Origin of the sequence: Mesorhizobium newzealandense (genome assembly GCF_042682145.1) — a bacterium.
In the GTDB taxonomy this organism is placed as follows: Bacteria; Pseudomonadota; Alphaproteobacteria; order Rhizobiales; family Rhizobiaceae; genus Mesorhizobium; species Mesorhizobium newzealandense.
The window spans coordinates 750,837-768,562 of the sequence record NZ_JBHUGZ010000001.1; the positions used below are offsets into that span (position 1 = coordinate 750,837).

A 17,726-nucleotide genomic window follows, 5' to 3' on the forward strand; every position below is an offset into this window, starting at 1 on the left:
GTAGATCCACCATCACCGCATGAGGTTTTCAGCCGGCCTGCTTCAGCGCGGCTTTTTCGGCGCGCAATTCCTCGATCGAGCGCACGCTGCGCCGCGCCGCGCCCGCCCACTCGCGGGTCTTCACCGCAGATGTCGACAGCCGCTCTTTGGCGGCCGGAACCGCGTGGGCATATTGCGGCAACCAGGCTGCCTGGGCGACGACCATTTCGTCGACCATCTGCCAGACCTCCTCCGGGGTTGAAACCGCGCCGACCAGAGGGTCATGCAGCACGGCGAGCTTCAGAAGATCGATGTCGCCTGATATCGCGGCATGGACCGACATGCGCTGGACATTGATCGAAGCGATGCAGGTGGCGGCACAGGCTTCCGGCAACGTGATGCCGGCGGCCATGTTGATGCCGAAGCGGTCGACGAAGCCGGGCGACTCGATGATGGCGTCCCGCGGCAGGTTGGTGATCACGCCATTGTTCTTGACGTTGAAGTGGCCGCGATAGACGCGGTTGGTTTCCAGCGCCTCCAGTATATGGCTGGCATGCTCGTTGGAACGTTTCCCGGGATCGATCGGCTGTGACGCCGCCTCGAGGAACTGTGGATATTCCGTTTCGAACCAGTTGCGGGTTTCCGTGGAGTAGCGGAGATAGCCGCCCGTCTCGCCATGGATCCAGTCGGACATGTCGATCCAGCGCGTGATCTCGTCGGGCCGTTTGCGGTACCAGGGCAGATATTCGGAAAGATGGCCGTTGCTCTCGGTCGAATAGACGCCGAAGCGCTTCAAGACATCGATGCGCAGCTTTTCCTGCCTGGAATAGACCGGATGCGCCTCGAAGGCGGCAACCAGTTCATCCTTGCCGATCTCGCGGCCGTTCAGGCGCAGATCGATGAACCAGGTCTGGTGGTTGATGCCGGAGCAGACATAGTCGAGTTCGTGCCTGGACTTCGCGCCCAGCACCTCGGCGATCTGCTCGGCGCCATGCTGGACGCCGTGGCAGAGCCCGACTGTGTCGACCTTGCCGTATTCAATCGCTGCCCAGGTGTTCATCGCCATCGGGTTGGCGTAGTTCAGGAATTTGGCGTTCGTCTCGGCGACCTCGCGTATGTCCTTGCAGAAATCGAGGATCACCGGAATGTTGCGCTGGCCATAGAGAATGCCACCGGCGCAGATCGTGTCGCCGACGCATTGGTCTATGCCATATTTTAGGGGAATGCGGATGTCGTCGGCATAGGCTTCGAGGCCGCCGACCCGCACGCAGCTGATGACATAGCGTGCGCCTTCGAGCGCCTTGCGGCGCTCGGTGGTCGCCGTCACCTTGGTCGGCAATCCGTTTGCCTCGACGATCCTGTCGAGGATCGCCTTGATCATCTGGAGATTGTGCTCACTGACGTCGGTCAGCGCGAATTCGATGTCCTTGAATTCGGGCACGCACAGAATGTCGGTGAACAGCTTCTTGGTGAAGCCGACGCTGCCGGCACCGATGATAGCTATTTTGAAACTCATCAGCCGGACCTCATTTCCTTCAAATGGCAGGCAAGGAATGACAAGGAAAGGCTAGCCACATGCCATGACATGTGTGCAGGACAAGCCGGATTCCGGCCTGCCAACCTCCCTGCCCGCTCCTCGACTGCGGATCTCTCTCGCTTTTCGAGGGGGATTATGCGCTTATTCGCGAGCGCGACCAGAGAAGGATTATGCTTTCAAGGGTAATTTTATGCTGCAGGATTTGATAGCCAACGGACAGTCCATGCGCACGATCTCGCTGCCGCGCGGCCGCCAGCGCCTGCACGCCATGCCGACGAGCACAGGCTATGAAGTGCGCGAGGACGAGATCTACGACTGGGATGGGCGCAGGCGCGGCCAGACACCGTTCACCGTGCTCCAGCACACGATCAGCGGGACCGGCCGGCTGCGCTATGAGAACCGCAACTACCGCCTGCAGAAGAACGACACATTGCTGGTGCTGGTGCCGCACAACCACCGCTACTGGCTGGCCAAGGATGAGCGTTGGGAATATTTCTGGATTTCGATGAACGGCGAGGAGGCGCTGCGCATCCACAAATCCATACTCGGCACGTCGGGTCCGGTGTTTCGGCTGCAGCCGGCGACGATCGATCATCTCGCCGATTGCAGCCTGCGCCTCATCAAGGGGGCAGCTTCGCCGGGTGCTGCTTCCGCCGTCGCCTACGAAGCTGCGATGGCACTCTACGACGATGTCTTCGGCTCACATGCCTTTGCCGAAAAACAGAGCGCCATGCAGCCGGTCATCGACCACATCAGTGCCAACCTCGACAAGCCGCTGCCGGTGGCGGACCTTGTCCAGATCAGTGGCCTCAGCCGGGCCCATTTCTCGCGCTGTTTCGCCGAGAGCGAAGGCCTGCCGCCCGCCGAGTTCGTGCTGCAGCAGCGCCTGCAACGGGCGGCGAAGCTGCTGACCAAGGCGGATTTCCTGCCGGTGAAGGAAGTCGCCATCCTGTGCGGCTTCGAGGACGCGAACTATTTCTCGAAGGTCTTCCGCCGCTGCTACGGCATCACGCCCAGCCAATTCCGCACCACCGGCATGTATGCCAGCATGAGAACTCCGGCCAGACGCGGCGCCAGGCTGCCGGATGACGAGACCTGACGCCGCTTTTGAAGTCCTGCTTTTATGCATGTCGTTGTCCCAAAACCGCTGCGCGCTTTTGGGCGACATGCATCAGGCGGCGCGCAGGCTGCCGCCGTCGAGCCACTCGAGATCGGCTGGTGAAAGCGTGATGTCGAGGGCGCGCAGGCTGTCGTCCAACTCGCCCAGCGTGCGCGGCCCGATCAGCGGAATGGACGGGAAGGGCTGGTTGAGCACATAGGCCAGCGCAATATGGATCGGGCTCTTGCCCAGCCTCGCGGCCAGGTCGATCGCCCGGTCGCGGCGGCCGAAATTCCGCTCCGAGTACCAGACCCGCACCAGTTCCTCATTGTCGTGCCTGTCACGCCCGGCGCGATCGGTGAAGAAGCCGCGCCCCTGGCTCGACCAGGCAAAATTCGGCATCTGACGAGACCTCAGCCAGGCCTTCCATTCGTCGCTGGACGAGGTCACGCAGCCCGCCCAGATCGGCTCCAGCATTTCGGCCAGCGAGAAGTTGTTGGACAATGCGCCGGGCTTCTGCTTGCCGGTCCGCTCCGCATAGGCAATGGCCTCGTCCATGCGCTCCATCGTCCAGTTCGAGCCGCCAAACGGGCCGCGGATGCGGCCAGCCTTCACCTCACGATCCATCGCATCGACGAATTCGCCGACCGGCACATCCGGATTGTCGCGGTGCATGAAGTAGACATCGACATGGTCGGTCTGCAGCCGGTCGAGCGACTGGGCAAGCTGCTTGCCAATCACATCGGGATAGCAGAGCGGCGAGTGCGCGCCCTTGGCGATAACCACCGATTGCGCCCGCACGCCGCGGTTTTTCAACCACTCGCCAAGCAGCGCCTCGGTGTAACCGCCGCCGTAGACATAGCCGGTATCGAAGAGATTGCCGCCGGCCTCGAAGAAGGCATCGAGCAGGATCGAGCCCGATGAAAAGGTGCGGAAATCCTCGAAGCCGAGCGCGACCACCGACGCCGGCTTCGACAGGCCCGGAACCGTGCGCTTGCCGATCGCCGTACCGCCGGACCGCAAAGGCCGGCCGGAGATGGTGTTGGTGCGCCGCGGCGCCTTCTCGATCCCGTATTCCAGGCCCGCCGCCGCTCGCCATCTGTCGAGGACACGCAAGGTGCCGAGACTGTCGGCCCAGCCCATGCCTGGCCAGGCGAATTCCTGGCGTCCGGCGAGGATGGCCTCCCCGGCGGCATCGACCTCGAAGGAATAGACATGGCGCTTTTCGTTGACGCTGATGGTCTCGCGCGCGCCATCGGACCCGATCACGTCGATCTGGCCCAGGCCGACGTCACGGTTGCCGCCGGCGAACCAGAAGTCCGGCACCTCGATGCGGCCCCTGGTGCCGAAGATTCTCAGCACATTGTCCTGGTTGAGCGAGATGCTGCAGGAAACTTCGGCAATGATGCCGCCCGGGAAATGCAGCAGCGCCGAGGCCCATTCGTCGACGCCGGACTGACCAAGATGGGCAGCACCAACCACCTTGTCCGGCTCGGCGAAGGGGAGACCTGCCGCCGCCCCGGCAATCAGCCGCACCATCGAGACCGGATAGCCGCCAACATCCAGAATGCCGCCGCCGGCAAGATCGTTGGCATAGAGCCTATGCTCCGGCATGAAGCCCGGCATGGCAAAGCCGAAACTCGACTTGATCATCCTGACGTCGCCGATGACGCCCGATCCGATCAACTCCACCAGCTTCAACGTCTGCGGATGCAACCGGTACATGAAGGCTTCGCCGAGAAAGGTGCCGGCCTTGCGCGCGGCATGGATCATGGCGTCGGCCTCGAAGGCGGTCAGCGCAAGCGGCTTTTCGCAAAGCACATGTTTGCCCGCTTCGGCCGCCCTGATCGCCCATTGCGCATGGCCGGGATGCGGGATCGAAATGTAGACGGCATCGATATCGGGATCGGCGAGCAAGGCATCGTAGCCATCGAGGATGCGGGCGCCGGGAAAACTCTCGGCGAGGCCAGGTTTGGCTGGATTGCGCGCGCCGATGGCAACCAGCTTCCCAGTGCGCGAAGCGGCCGCGCCACCGGCAAAGGCCTGGGCGATGCTGCCCGGGCCGAGAATACCCCAGCGAATGGGCGTGGTTGAAGTCATTGTCATTCTCCTTGAAGGCTGGAAAGGGCGGCCGGTCAGCGCAGCCGCAGCCCTTTTTCGTCGAACAGGTAGGATTTGCGGATGGAAACGATGATCTCGGACGCGTCGGGAACCTTTGCCGCGTCGCGCTGGATCACCACGTCTTCACCGTGCGCCGTTCTGGCATAGAGAAAACTCGTGCCGCCCAGGTGCTCGACCACGTCGATGCGAACCACAAGGTCGGTGTCGCCCTCTCCCGCACTGCCGAAATGTTCGGGACGCACGCCGACGATGACCTTGCTTCCTGTTTCGGGTGCGGCGCCTGTCAGCGGTTGTGCGATACGGGTCTTCTCCTGACCCGCCAGCTCGACCACGACACCATGTGCATCGCGCCCGACAATGCGGCCGTTGATGAAGTTCATCTTCGGCGAGCCGACAAAGCCAGCCACGAACTGATTGTCCGGGTTGTCATAAAGATCGAGCGGCCGGCCGATCTGCTCGATATGGCCGGCGCGCATCACGACGATCCTGTCGGCGAGTGTCATCGCCTCGGTCTGGTCGTGCGTGACATAGATCATGGTGGTGCCGAGTTCCTTGTGCAGCCGCGATATCTCGACCCGCATCTGGACGCGCAACTCGGCGTCGAGATTGGAAAGCGGCTCGTCGAACAGGAACACCTGCGGTTCGCGCACGATGGCGCGGCCGATGGCGACGCGCTGGCGCTGGCCGCCCGACAATTGCCTTGGACGTCGCTTCATCAGTTCGTTTATGCGCAGGATTTCGGCGGCTCGCTTGACGCGCCGGTCGGTGTCGGCCTTCGGATTGCCGGTCATCCTCAATCCGAAGCTCAGATTCTGCTCGACCGTCATGTGCGGATAGAGTGCGTAGGACTGGAAGACCATGGCGATGCCGCGGTCGGCCGGCTCGACATCGTTGACGAGCTTGCCGCCAATGGCGATCTCGCCGCCGCTGATGTCCTCGAGCCCGGCGATCATCCTGAGCAGCGTCGATTTCCCGCAGCCGGAGGGGCCGACGAAGACGACGAACTCGCCGTCCTTGACATCGATGTTGGCGCCATGGACGACCTCGAAGACGCCGAAGCGCTTGATGACATTGTTGAGCGTGACCGTTGCCATGCTGCCCCTTATTTGACCGCGCCGGCGGCGATGCCGGCGATGAAATGGCGCTGCAGGAGCACGAAGACGATGAGCATCGGCACCGTCAGCATCACCGCGCCCGCCATGATGCCGCCCCACGACACTTTGGTAAGGCCGATCAACGTGCCGAGCGCCACCGGCGCCGTCATCGAGCCGGGCTGGCTGTTGATCAAAAGCGGCCACAAATAATTGTTCCAGGAGGCGAGGAACAGGATGATGGCGAGCGCCGCCAGCATCGGCCGCGCCAGGGGCAGTGCGACGAAGAGGAAGATGCGCCATTCCTTCACCCCCTCGACGCGCGCCGCATCGAAAAGGTCGTCCGGCATCATCGAGAAGCTCTGCCGCATGAACAGCACGCCGAGCGAATTGAACAGCGGCGGCACGATCAGCGCTATCCAGGTGTTGGCGAGCTTGAAATCGCGCGCCACCATGATGAATTGCGGGATCAGCACGACCGCGTAGGGCAGCGTGATGGTGCCGAGGATGATGGCGACAACCACGCCCTTGCCGAAGAACCGGTAGCGGGCCAGCGCCCAGCCGGCCATCGACGTCAACAGCACCGACAGAAACGTGTAGGTCACCGCCACCGAGACCGAAATGCCGATGGCGCCGACGAAGTCGGTGTCGCGCTGCAGATTGTTGAAATTGTCCATGAAATTGCCGTGCGGCAAAAGCTCGATGCCGGGGCTGAAGATGCCGTTGTCCGGCATGGTCGAGAACACCACCATCATCCACAGCGGAAACAGCCAGATCAGCGCCAGCGGCGTCAGGAACAGATGCAGCGCGATGCTGCGTCCCAGCCTGGCGGAGGAGCGCGAACTCATTTCGGTTCCCTCGTCAGCCACAGCTGCACCAGCGTGATCGCGATCGCCAGCGCGGCCATGGTGTAGGCAACGGCCGATGCGTAGCCGAAATTGAGCGACCGAAAACCCTGGCGGTAGAGCAACAGGCCAAGCGTCTCCGTGCCGCCCCCCGGTCCGCCGCGCTCGGTGATCAGGAAGGGCTCGGTGAACAGCTGCATGGTGCCGATGATCGACAGCACGAGGCAGAACACGATGACCGGCTTCAAGAGCGGCAGAGTGATGTAGAAGAACTGTTTGAGCTTGCTGACGCGGTCGAGCGTCGCCGCCTCATAGACATCTTCAGGAATGGACTGCATGCCGGCGAGCAGGATGATGGCGTTGTAACCGGCCCAGCGCCAGGTGACCGCGATCATGATCAGCGCCATCGCCGGCGTGACGTTGGAAAACCAGTCGACGCTGGGCAGGCCGACACTGTTCAGGAGCTTGTTGACGATGCCGAAGTTGAGGTTGAACATCAGCCGGAAGACTGCCGAGTAGGCAACTTCGCCGACCACGACCGGGGCGAAGAAAGCAAAGCGGTACAGGCCCCTGGCCTTGAGCAGCGGCGAGTTCAGCAGCACCGCCATCACGATCGCCAGCGTGATCATCACCGGCACCTGGATGACAAGGATGAGCAGCGTGTTCTTCAGTGCGTTGAAGAAGGCGGGGTCGCCGATCAATCGGCCCCAGTTGAAGCCGGGTGCGAACCGCCACGGCACGGTGCGCGTCGCCTGGAAGGAGATCATGAAGGAATCGATGATCGGCCATACCCAGAAGATTGCAAAGATCAGCAGATAGGGCGCGAGGAAGCGATACGCCGTGGCGTTCTGATAGCGCATTGTCGCCTCCTTTCCGCGTTCAAGGGTTGGCGCGCCCTGCCGAAACCCGGGGCGCGTTCGGAATGGTCCCGGGCAGCATCAACACCGCCCGGGACCATCTCGTCCAGATCAGGATTTGACGGGCAATCCGGTCGCCGCGGCGATCTGGCTTGCGGCATCGTCGAGCGCTGCCTTGGCATCGGGGTAGCCGCCGGCCAAATATTTGGTCTGCACGGCGCGGACGATGATTTCGGCGTCGCTCTGGAATTGCGTGCCGCGACTTGGAACAACCTTGGGCAAGGTGCCGAGGATGTCCTTCCACACCGCCTGGCCGCCCCAGTAGGGCAGGCCTTGCGAGACGTAGGGATCATCGAGCGCCGACACCAGGGATGGCACCAGGCCGAAGTCCTTCAACATGGTGATCTGGCCTTCATTCGTTCCGAGCGTGTATTTCAGATAGGCGTAGGCGGCCTCCTTGTTCTTGGACGCCGAGGTGATGGCCAACGAGGACCCGCCGAGATTGGCGGCGCGCGGCCCGTCGGCGGTGAGGCTCGGCATCAGATAGACACCCCATTTGCCGTTCTCACCGGCCGATTCGGTGCGAATGGTGCCTTCATACCAGCCACCATAGATCTGGGTGGCGACCGTGCCAGCCGTGTTGTTGGTGATCTTGGTGCCCCAGTCGGCCGAGGAGATGATGCCGGCATCCTTCATCTCCTTGACCTTGGTCATGGCATCGATGCATTTGGGCTGGTTGACCGTGATCGACTGGCCGTCCTCGGCAAAATAGGCGCAGCCCTGTTCGTTGGAGATCATGCGGAAGAATTCACTGTCGCCATTGAAATCGGCATTGGTCATCGAGACGCCCGGATTGGCGGCCTGGATCTTCTTGCCGGCGGCGATGAAATCGTCCCAGGTCTTGATCGACGCCGGGTCGACGCCGGCCTTTTCGTAGAAGTCGCGGCGATAGAACGCGGCAACCGGGCCGGAATCCCACGGCATCGCATAGGCCTTGTCGCCGACTTCGAGCTCTGTGCGTTTGAAGTCGGGGAATTTCGCCTGGTCCTCGGCCGTGTAGCCCAGCGTATGCAGGTCGACGAAGCAGTCGGGGAACTGGCTCCAGTAATTCTCGGCCTCGCCGTTCTCGATGGTGACGATATCAGGCAGGCCGACGCCGCCGGCAGCGCAACCGGCGATCGACTTGTCGTAGGTCGGCTGGTTGCCGAGATCCTGGACCGTCACCTTGACGTCGGGAAATTGCTTGTTGAAGCCGGCAACGGTCGCCTTCAGCGATGAAGCCGCGACATTCCAGCTCCAGATCGTGATTTCGCCGGATTGCGCAAAGGCCGGGGCAGAGCCCAGGGCGAGCGCGAGCGCGGCGCAGGTCATTATGATGCGCATTGAAATCCTCCCATTTCATTTGCTCTCTCACTGTGAGCATGGCTAGACTATGCAGTGGGCAGGGCCTGTCGCCGTCAAAGGGAATATGAAATTGGCGGAAAGTAAGATGCCGGAACGGCCGTTTTACCAGCCTGGCGCCAGCAGCGTGGAAGGCCTGCCGCTGCTGCTGCAGATGTTTCACACCAATCCCCTGGTGATGCTCAAGCCGCACTGGCACGCCCAGGTCGAGGTGAATTTCATTGTACGCGGCAGCGTGCATTACCGCATGAACGACCACGAGATTTCGCTTTCGGCCGGCGAGATGTGCCTGTTCTGGGGTGGCCTGCCGCACCAGATGGACGATTTGTCCGACGACGCCATCTATGCCGGAGCGCATCTGCCGCTGGTGCATTTCTTCCGGCTGCACCTGCCCACGGATATCCGGCATCGGCTGATGACGGGTGCCACGCTGGTGACCGGCGCCACCGACCAGTCCGACAACCATAATTTCGAACGCTGGAACCGCTACGCCCGGTCCGGCGACCAGGCCAAGGCGGAACACGCCGTCAACGAATTGCTGCTGCGGCTGGAGCGGGTGCGGTTCGAGCCATACCGGCTGGTGCCCGAAACCGCGCCCGGACAGGAAACGGGCAGCCCCTTCGACCAGCAGTCGTCGCGCAATGTCGGGCGCATGTGCGATTTCATCGCCGAGAACTTCCTCTACGACATCGATTGCGTGAACATCGCGGCGGCCGCCGACATCCATCCCAAATACGCCATGAGCCTGTTCAAGAAATCGACCGGCATGACGCTCAACGAATACGTCAACCTGTTGCGGCTGAGCTACGCGCAGGCGCTTTTGATGCATCAGGACGCCAATGTGCTGCGCGTCGCCATGGATTCGGGCTTCGGCTCGCTCAGCGCCTTCAACAAATCGTTCCGCAAGCTGGCCGGCATGTCGCCCTCCGATTTCCGCAGGGGCGTGACGGGCGCCAGATAGAACGCGACGACCGGCGAGGCATGCCCGATGCCGCGAATGCGTTGCCGCACCTCTATCGCCGGCTAAAAGACGGGTCACGGCATCGCGGCCCGCGATGGCAACGCGGACAAGGACAGAGAAGGACGAAATGGCACCGCGCCGCGAGCCATCCCGGCTGTCGCCGCGGCACCGGAACCGGGCCGGTGCATGGCATCTCTTTTCCTGTCTGAAATCGCCACCTAGGCGCTGGACAGGCCGGATTCCCGTGCTATAACCCACGCGCTTTCAAGGGGCGCCACGGCGCCTTGATGAAATCCGGTGCGCGAGATTTCGTTTGCCGGAACAGGCCCAGATAGCTCAGTTGGTAGAGCAGCGGACTGAAAATCCGCGTGTCGGTGGTTCGAATCCGCCTCTGGGCACCATCCTCTCTCCCCCCGCGCACTCTTTCGCCGAAGCCTCTACGCTTTGCTCCCTATAAGCGCCTGAATTCACTGCTATTTTCAGCACGAAAGACGTGCTTGGGCGAATTTCGTCGTAGCTCGGCAAACTTGGTCCAACGAGGCGAGCTGTTGGTATTTTTGTTGGTATCTGAGAGTCTGTTGGTATCGAAGCGCCAGACAGGAGGTCCCACAAATGGCTCTATCCGACGTGAAATGCCGCAACACCCGGCCCGCGTCCAACCTCCAGAAACTCTCCGACGGCGGTGGGTTGCAGCTGTGGGTGCAGCCATCGGGCACGCGGCTATGGCGCCTGGCGTATCGGTTCGACGGCAAGCAGAAGCTTTTATCCTTGGGCAGCTATCCTGTCATTTCTCTCGCAGATGCCCGCCAAGCGCGCGATGAGGCAAAGCGCCTTCTTAAGGCTGGTGCCGACCCAGCGCAGGAGCGCAGGTTCCGCAAAGCCAGTTCGCCAAAAGACACCTTTCGGTCAATCGCGGACGAATATGTTGACAAGCTGAAGAAGGAGGGACGTGCCGACCGGACGATCAGCAAGGTCAAATGGCTGCTCGACTTTGCCTATCCGACAATCGGCGACAAGAGCATTCGAGAGATCGATGCGTCCACAATTCTCACTGCCCTTCGTCGCGTGGAGGTTCGGGGTCGGTACGAGTCGGCCAGGCGACTTCGTTCCACTATTGGCAGTGTGTTTCGATACGCAATCGCGACTGCACGCGCTGAGGCAGATCCAACGTTCGCCCTGAGGGGCGCACTCATCAGTCCAACGGTCACACCGCGTGCCGCCGTTACCGATCCGAAGGCATTGGGCGGCTTGCTGCGTGCAATCGAGACATTCGACGGACAGCCTACAACGCGAGCCGCCCTGAAGCTGATGGCGCTGCTGTTTCCTCGTCCCGGTGAGCTTCGCGCCTCAGAATGGGTGGAGTTCGACTTTGAAAATTCGGTTTGGATCATTCCGGAAGCGCGCATGAAAATGCGACGACCACACCGGGTTCCTCTTTCCAGGCAGGCGGTGACTATTCTGACCGATCTTACAAAAATCTCCGGCAATGGGACGCTGCTATTTCCAAGCGTGCGATCGGCTTCCAGGCCGATTTCCGACAATACCCTCAATGCGGCCCTGCGTCGTCTTGGCTACAGCAAACGAGAGGCGACGGCGCACGGCTTTCGGGCAACGGCATCAACCCTACTAAACGAATGCGGCAAGTGGCATCCCGACGCCATAGAGCGCCAACTGGCCCATATCGAAAACAACAACGTTCGCCGCGCTTATGCCCGCGCGGAGCACTGGGAAGAGCGCGTAAGGATGTTGCAGTGGTGGGCAGATTATCTGGACGAAATTGAGAGCGCTGATACCCGCGGCGGGCTGAGTCAAAAAAGTCTCAGAGCAAACGCACATCCGTGAACATGAAAGTCTGTTTGGGGCCGTGTATGGACGGCTCCAGTCTGGGATCCAAAAAGGGGACGTTATCCCCTCGTGCGATTTCTGTCAGTATGCTGGCATGACAATGCGCTGTTTTCTTGACATATCGCCATATCGATAGCGACTTTCAGCGTCAATGAATAATCTCGAAGTCCCGAATCATGGAGCATTTCCAGATGAACCCCGACATCGTAATCTTGCTGCCGGGGCTCGTCGGTTCTGTTCTATCGAAGGACGGAAGAGATATCTGGAATTACTCGGGCGCGGCGGGATGGCGTTTGAAGTTCGACAACGCACTTCAGCAGCTTGAACTTCATGCACCAGAGGATGAGACCCTCGACGACCTCGGTGATGGAGTGACGGCCCGGGCTCTCATCGATGATTTGGTGCTCATCCCTTATCTATGCAAATGGGGCGGCTATTCCGATCTCACTGGCGGGCTCCTCGATCGGAAAGGTCTGGTGCATGGCAGGAATTTCTTCCAGTTTCCGTATGACTGGCGACGGAGCAATCGTGTGTCCGCGCGCAAGTTAGCCGAGCGGGCGCACGGGTGGCTGTCAAAGTGGCGTACCGCTAGCGGAAATGCGGACGCTCGGATCGTATTTATCGCCCACTCGATGGGCGGCCTCGTCGCTCGCTACTTCATCGAGTGTCTGGAAGGCTGGAAAGTGACGCGGTGCCTCGTGAGCATAGGTACTCCCTTCCGCGGGTCGGGAAATGCCGTGTCCTTTCTCTGTAACGGCTTCACGATGGGGCCCGGGCCTCTTGCGTTTGACGGCACGGAGGCACTGCGCTCATTCGATTCCGTATATCAACTGCTGCCGATTTATCCATTTGTTTCGCTTCCAGGCCTAACTGACCCTGTTCGCATAAGGGATGTCGACTTGCCCAATATTGACCGCGGACGAGCAATCGAAGCGGCCGAATTCCATCAGCAGGTCACAGAAGCCGTCAAAGCGAATGCTAGAATTGAAGCTTATTTAGCCATCGGCTCGATTGTGCGGCCTATTGTGGGGACGGATCAATCGACGAATGAGTCTGCCAAGCTTAAAGGCGGCAAGCTGGAGATCTTGAAATCGCACCCGAGCGGAACACACATGGGTGACGGAACGGTCCCTCGAGTTTCCGCTTCTCCGATCGATCTCGACGAGAAATATTGTACCTATATTCCCAATCAGCATTCGCTTCTGCAAAGCGATAGTGCGTGCATCAATCACTTGCACGGCGTACTGACGGCCCAAGCAATCAACGATGCCAAGTTCCGGGCCTCCGATGAGCACCCCATTGATTTGTCCGTCGGCGAAGTTCAGCTCGCCTCCGACCCCATCGTCATAGCAGCAACCCCGTTCCGCTATGTTCAGTACCTCGAAGCCTCGATCAAAAACATGGATCGCCCAGGGGACATCGTAACGACACGCCTTACCCCTACAGGCGAAAACGAGGAGTATCGAGCCGAAGTCCGCTTGGGCGCAGGAGCGTTTCAGATCGAAGTCACCGGCCAAGGGCTGCGGCCAGTGCGGGACGTCCTGATGGTCGTGGATTGAATGCCCATGGGAGACAGAGGAACCATTTGGCTTTGGAGGTTCGACCAAGGCATCGTCACGGAACGGCGTTTCCTGCGAGGACAGCCTCAGCCTGGGGATAATTGGCGCAAGGTAGCCGAAAGCATCTACAGCTATGCGGGGGACATCTACCAACTTTCAGTCCGGTTCAGAGACGGGAGGCTTGCAGCGCGGGGGCAGGTCGAAAGCGAGAATGTACGCGAGTCGATTCTCAACATTCTCGGAAGCTACGAGTTTGCCGGCGAAGTGCGGACCGTTATCGAAGTCACCGCGCGTTTCAAGTCGGCGACGACACATCGCCACGAGGCCACGCAACGGCCGCCGTCAGACGCGCCGGCAACGGATTTAAGCAACTCGGTCGAGCGCTTTCCAGCCATCACCGCATTCGATGTCCCCAAGCCCGGTGAAGTATTTCGATTCAGCGTCAACCTGCTGCGCTCGAAACATCAATGGACGATAGGCGACAGCGTCGTCATCCGCGACCTGGACTCAGATTGGTCCGACCTGGATCTAGCAGTCGAAATAGTATCGCAAGAGTTGACGTTTGAAGCTGGCGCGAATGTCGGCACCATCAAGATCATTCGCAACGCAGACTCGGTTGCAGCGAGCTTTGAAGCCCGGGTTTCCTCTGATACCGCTTCCCAGTCCGTCCTGATCGATGCGGTGTTTCACTACAACGGCCGCTACAGCGGAAGAGCGAGGCGGGACTTCGAGCTGGTGAATGTCTCTGCTCCCGGGGCGTCTACCTCGGGGGTGCCGCACAGAGCGCCTGACGGCGTGATTGACGTGGACAGGAAAGCCGACTCTCCCGAGCTCTTGCTGGCGATCCTAAGTGCGAGCCAGCCTAACAGATATATTTTCTATTGTACGGCACCGAAGGCGCGAAAGGCTGGAGGGAAAGGGGCGAGCGGCATCGTGGACTTGGGTCTGGACGGCGGCCAGAAATTCGCGCAGTCCCTGCTTGTCGAATGTCCCACACTGCCGCCAAAGTGCCATGAGAGCGCGCTTCGCGGCATTGGAGAGCGTATCTGGCAGAGCGTGCCAAGCGTGTTCAAAGATGTGTATTGGGATTTGCGGGAAGAGATAGGACCAAACTTCCCGATCCAGATCGTGACCGATGAACCATATGTGCCCTGGGAGATGATGCGACCGGACGAGGGAGACAATCCTGACGAACACGATCATCTTTTCATGAGCCATCCGATCAGCAGGTGGTGCATAGACTTCGAGCGCGGGATGCCGAATACCTTTGGACACGGCATCATCGCCACCTGCGTGCCGGAGTACCGCAGCGGCGCAACGCTTCCTGCAGCGCGAGAGGAAGAGGCTTTTCTAGTCAGCAGCTACGGTGCCAAGAAATTCGGCAACACGTGCGGCGAATTCAAATCATTTTGGACAACCAAGTTGCCCGAGGATCACGTAACGCTGCTCCATTTTGCAGGCCACGGGTATCCAGCAATGGACGGCCAGCCAGCCCGCATCCGCCTCTCCGATGGCGACGTATCCACAAACGACATCCATAGCGGGGTCACCTTGGGCAAACGTGATACCACGTTTGTCATCTTGAACGCATGCGACGTGGGCTCAAGCGATGTCAAGCTCGGACTGGTCGACAACTGGGCAAGCAAGCTGACGGAGCGGCGCTTTGGCGGCCTGCTCGCTCCGATTTGGAAGGTTCAGGACGAGACTGCATCGATGGTCGTCCGAGATTACGTCACCAACCTCATGGATGGCGACACCGTGGGCAACGCGATGCTAATCGCGCGCGTGGCCGGTCGCAGGGCATCTGCGACACCGTTTGCCTATATTTGCTACGGCGATGTCATGGCCAGGGTGGCCCAGGCTGTCAAGTGACCGCCCTGATTGGCTCTACCAGCAAAGTGGCAGGTATCTTGTTTCTGACCTCCGCCATCAGATCGCCACTCTCTTCAGGCGTTCGTATAGAAACCACCAGCGAGAAGTTCACTTCCCTGTCGTAGCGCTCTGCGCTGGTGATCTCGCCCCACCAGCCGTGCACCGGCGATACCGAAATGGCATCGCGAGCCGCAAGCTTATACGCTTCGCCATGCCAGATGTCCTGGATCAGCGATCCACGCTGCCGATCGCCGAGCAGCCAGCCGTCATCGGTAGCATTCTGCAAATTGTCAGGCGGCTCTGCCCAGTTTACTCGCCGCTTGGCGCTTGCGTCACTTTCACCGAAACGCTTAACTTCGAACTTCAGCCGATGGGATGGGTATCTGTCCAGCCGGTCTCGCGACGCTGCATGGGGCTCAGGTTCGACGAAATATGAAAGCGTGCACCGCATCTCGACCTGAGTGTTTCTCAGACTGCGCAAGATCTCCGTGGGCCATGGCAGCTTGAAGTACTTCATTTCCTTCAGCCTGATATGCCCGTCCGCCATCTCGTACGGCTGCAGCTTATCTTCCACGACTAGCGTCAGAGCGTTCCCTGCGCTCGCGAAAAGACGCTCTTCGTTCGGAACGCCCCAGCCAAAGCGGCTAATGATCTGGGCGCAAGCTCCCGAGGAACGGCCCAATTCCCTTCTCGCGTTTCGATAGTGGGCCAACATGGCAGGCGTCCAGTCAGCAGCGTTGGCCATCAGCGCGCGGACTGTCTCCATCCGCATTGCAGGATAGCGGGCGAGCAGTTTGGCCGCGAGGTGGGATGCGAGCGCGGTCGCAGTGCTCGTCTCACCGGAATAGGCAAACGGCTCGGCCGGCGTGTTGATACCTGTGGTGAGGACCATGTGATTGTGGGATGGCCGGCAAAAGACATCGCCGTCCTCGATGAGAAAATTGCCGCCTTCCATCACGATGTCCGGCTTGCAGAAGCGGACTGCCTCATTGAAGGAAGGCCAGCCCTCAGAGGTCCTCGACGTCGGGGCAAGGTCTCCAACGGGCGCCAGCAGCCTCCCCCTGCCATGACGCTTCAGCGAAACAGCGCCGACAGCCAGCGCATTCAATGACTGAGCTGGGGACTGAACGGGGAACGCGATGTTGCGTCTGTCGTAGTCGGCCTTCTGATATGGCTCATCATCGTGGTGGGGCGCATTCCCCACCGCGACTACAAACAGCCGGGTGCGGTTTCCATCTCCAAAAGCGAGGTCGTCGACCACGGACGAGGTTGATGTGGGCACCCCTTTCTCGGACTCTCCTGCCGCTGTCTGGGCCAGACAGAAAACGCGCGTTGCTGCATCTGCCTCGACAACATCGACAGCCCGGCGGACGGCATCGCGCGCAGGCACCCTGACCCCACTGTCTGGTCCGTTAACGACAACCGATTCAAGCGCCGTGCTCGCAATAATCGGCATCGTACCGCTCACGAGCACATCCATATCACCATATTGCGCCAACCCAGCCATTCGGGTTCCGTGACCGTTGTGGTCCGCGTTGTCCCAGGTAGGGTCGGCGCTGAAGCAGCGATTGCCTGGAAGCATGGGCCGCAACAATGGATGGGTGCGTTTCACGCCAGTGTCGAGAACGGTGACACGTGGTGCATCTGCCGGGGGCGCGACGATGCGCTGGGCGACTGCGTCCAACGCCAAAGCGCGCCTCACTTTCGGCATCTCGGAGAAATCCGATGCAAATGACGAGGCGCTGCGCAGCGACACGATAGCGCCGGATGCGCGCAAGACCTGATTCAGTTCTTCCGCCGCTGCATGAACGGTCCTGACGATGGATTCGACGAAGACTGTGGCATTTCCAACGGTCTCTATCGAACTGTCGTTGAGGGCCCTGAGAAAATATTGTTCAAGGTCGGGCCGCAGCCAAACTTCCCAATCGTGCTTCGTGCGCCTACGGGGAAACCTGTTAAGCGGATCAGTCCAGAGGTCCTGGAGCGTCGCCTCACGGATCGTGTCGCTGGATTCGAAAAGCCAGAAGTTGCGAGGCCGACTCCTGCTGCCGTCATCGTCGTCATCATAGTCCTGAATGCCGGCATCACCGCCTTCCCACTCCCCGTACTTGTGAAGAGCCTCTTCCAGAGACTTCAACATAGAGCGGGTCGCAAAGAAAACGGCGCGGTCGCACTGGATGGAGTTCCGCTCCTCGTCGGCCTCATTGCTGCCCGGAGCCCGGCGCACGTTCAGGAGCTTGAGCCCTCGGGTCGTCGACCTCTGCTTTTTGGACACTTCAAGCCGCTCCGCCGGGCGGCCCTCGATCGCGATCGGGATTCCGCGAAACTTGCTTGGAACTCTGTTCGCCTTCTGCGCTTCATTGAAATCATCAAGTAGAGAGCGCATATCGGAGACTTGGCTCAGCAAGTTTTCAGCATGCAGACGCCGGTCTGCAACCCTTTCCCGACGTTTGGCCCCACCCCCGCCAGGCGCTGTGAAATTCTTCGAGCGGACTCCTAAGCCGCGTAAATGGACATGCCTGTATAAATTGCTGTCTGCCATATGAGCTGAAACACATC

Annotated in this window: 12 protein-coding genes and 1 tRNA gene; 6 read left to right on the plus strand and 7 right to left on the minus strand. The window is 60.5% G+C overall.

The genetic code is table 11. The features are described from left to right. Nucleotides 1–28 precede the first annotated feature (28 nt). Nucleotides 29–1,495, minus strand: a complete 1,467-nt coding sequence (gene melA, locus ACFSOZ_RS03295) for an alpha-glucosidase/alpha-galactosidase (RefSeq protein ID WP_379093658.1) — start codon at nt 1,493–1,495, stop codon at nt 29–31. A 64-nt stretch (nt 1,496–1,559) separates the two neighbouring features. Between melA and ACFSOZ_RS03300 the strand changes: the two genes are divergently transcribed. Next, the gene (locus tag ACFSOZ_RS03300) at nt 1,560–2,615 is read left to right on the plus strand and encodes an AraC family transcriptional regulator (protein WP_379093661.1); all 1,056 of its coding nucleotides are present in this window, start codon (nt 1,560–1,562) and stop codon (nt 2,613–2,615) included. A gap of 72 nt (nt 2,616–2,687) precedes the next feature. Here the strand turns inward: ACFSOZ_RS03300 and ACFSOZ_RS03305 are convergent, their stop codons facing one another. The 5 genes from ACFSOZ_RS03305 to ACFSOZ_RS03325 all read right to left on the minus strand — a co-directional run bounded on the left by ACFSOZ_RS03305 (nt 2,688) and on the right by ACFSOZ_RS03325 (nt 8,912). After that, nucleotides 2,688–4,715 (minus strand): aldo/keto reductase, encoded by a 2,028-nt coding sequence (locus ACFSOZ_RS03305; RefSeq protein ID WP_379093663.1) that lies wholly within the window; start codon nt 4,713–4,715, stop codon nt 2,688–2,690. Nucleotides 4,716–4,750: 35 nt separating this feature from the next. Then, complete coding sequence (locus ACFSOZ_RS03310) at nt 4,751–5,830, minus strand: ABC transporter ATP-binding protein (protein ID WP_379093667.1); 1,080 nt, start codon at nt 5,828–5,830, stop codon at nt 4,751–4,753. A gap of 8 nt (nt 5,831–5,838) precedes the next feature. Further along, nucleotides 5,839–6,675, minus strand: coding sequence for a carbohydrate ABC transporter permease (locus tag ACFSOZ_RS03315; RefSeq protein WP_379093670.1), 837 nt, complete (start codon nt 6,673–6,675; stop codon nt 5,839–5,841). Continuing rightward, on the minus strand, nt 6,672–7,532 hold the full coding sequence (locus ACFSOZ_RS03320) for a carbohydrate ABC transporter permease (protein ID WP_379093673.1): 861 nt from the start codon (nt 7,530–7,532) through the stop codon (nt 6,672–6,674). The genes ACFSOZ_RS03315 and ACFSOZ_RS03320 overlap by 4 nt, the downstream gene beginning before the upstream one ends. A gap of 108 nt (nt 7,533–7,640) precedes the next feature. After that, nucleotides 7,641–8,912: an extracellular solute-binding protein gene (locus ACFSOZ_RS03325; RefSeq protein WP_379093675.1), complete on the minus strand. Its 1,272-nt coding sequence runs from the start codon at nt 8,910–8,912 to the stop codon at nt 7,641–7,643. 85 nt (nt 8,913–8,997) lie between these two features. On the opposite strand from ACFSOZ_RS03325, the gene ACFSOZ_RS03330 reads away from it, so the two are divergent. The 5 genes from ACFSOZ_RS03330 (at nt 8,998) to ACFSOZ_RS03350 (ending at nt 15,167) form a co-directional block, all read left to right on the plus strand. Further along, on the plus strand, nt 8,998–9,891 hold the full coding sequence (locus ACFSOZ_RS03330) for a helix-turn-helix domain-containing protein (protein WP_379093678.1): 894 nt from the start codon (nt 8,998–9,000) through the stop codon (nt 9,889–9,891). Between the two features lie 325 nt (nt 9,892–10,216). Further along, a tRNA-Phe gene (locus ACFSOZ_RS03335) sits at nt 10,217–10,292 on the plus strand. Nucleotides 10,293–10,503: 211 nt separating this feature from the next. Beyond that, on the plus strand, nt 10,504–11,733 hold the full coding sequence (locus ACFSOZ_RS03340) for a tyrosine-type recombinase/integrase (RefSeq protein ID WP_378977060.1): 1,230 nt from the start codon (nt 10,504–10,506) through the stop codon (nt 11,731–11,733). Between the two features lie 194 nt (nt 11,734–11,927). Continuing rightward, entirely contained in the window at nt 11,928–13,295 is a 1,368-nt protein-coding gene (locus ACFSOZ_RS03345; protein ID WP_378977058.1) for an alpha/beta hydrolase, read from the plus strand. A 6-nt stretch (nt 13,296–13,301) separates the two neighbouring features. Next, on the plus strand, nt 13,302–15,167 hold the full coding sequence (locus tag ACFSOZ_RS03350; protein WP_378923808.1) for a CHAT domain-containing protein: 1,866 nt from the start codon (nt 13,302–13,304) through the stop codon (nt 15,165–15,167). Here ACFSOZ_RS03350 and ACFSOZ_RS03355 read toward each other — a convergent pair. Further along, entirely contained in the window at nt 15,160–17,709 is a 2,550-nt protein-coding gene (locus ACFSOZ_RS03355) for a S8 family peptidase (RefSeq protein WP_378977054.1), read from the minus strand. The two genes, ACFSOZ_RS03350 and ACFSOZ_RS03355, sit on opposite strands and share 8 nt — an antisense overlap. Between the last annotated feature and the right edge of the window lie 17 nt (nt 17,710–17,726).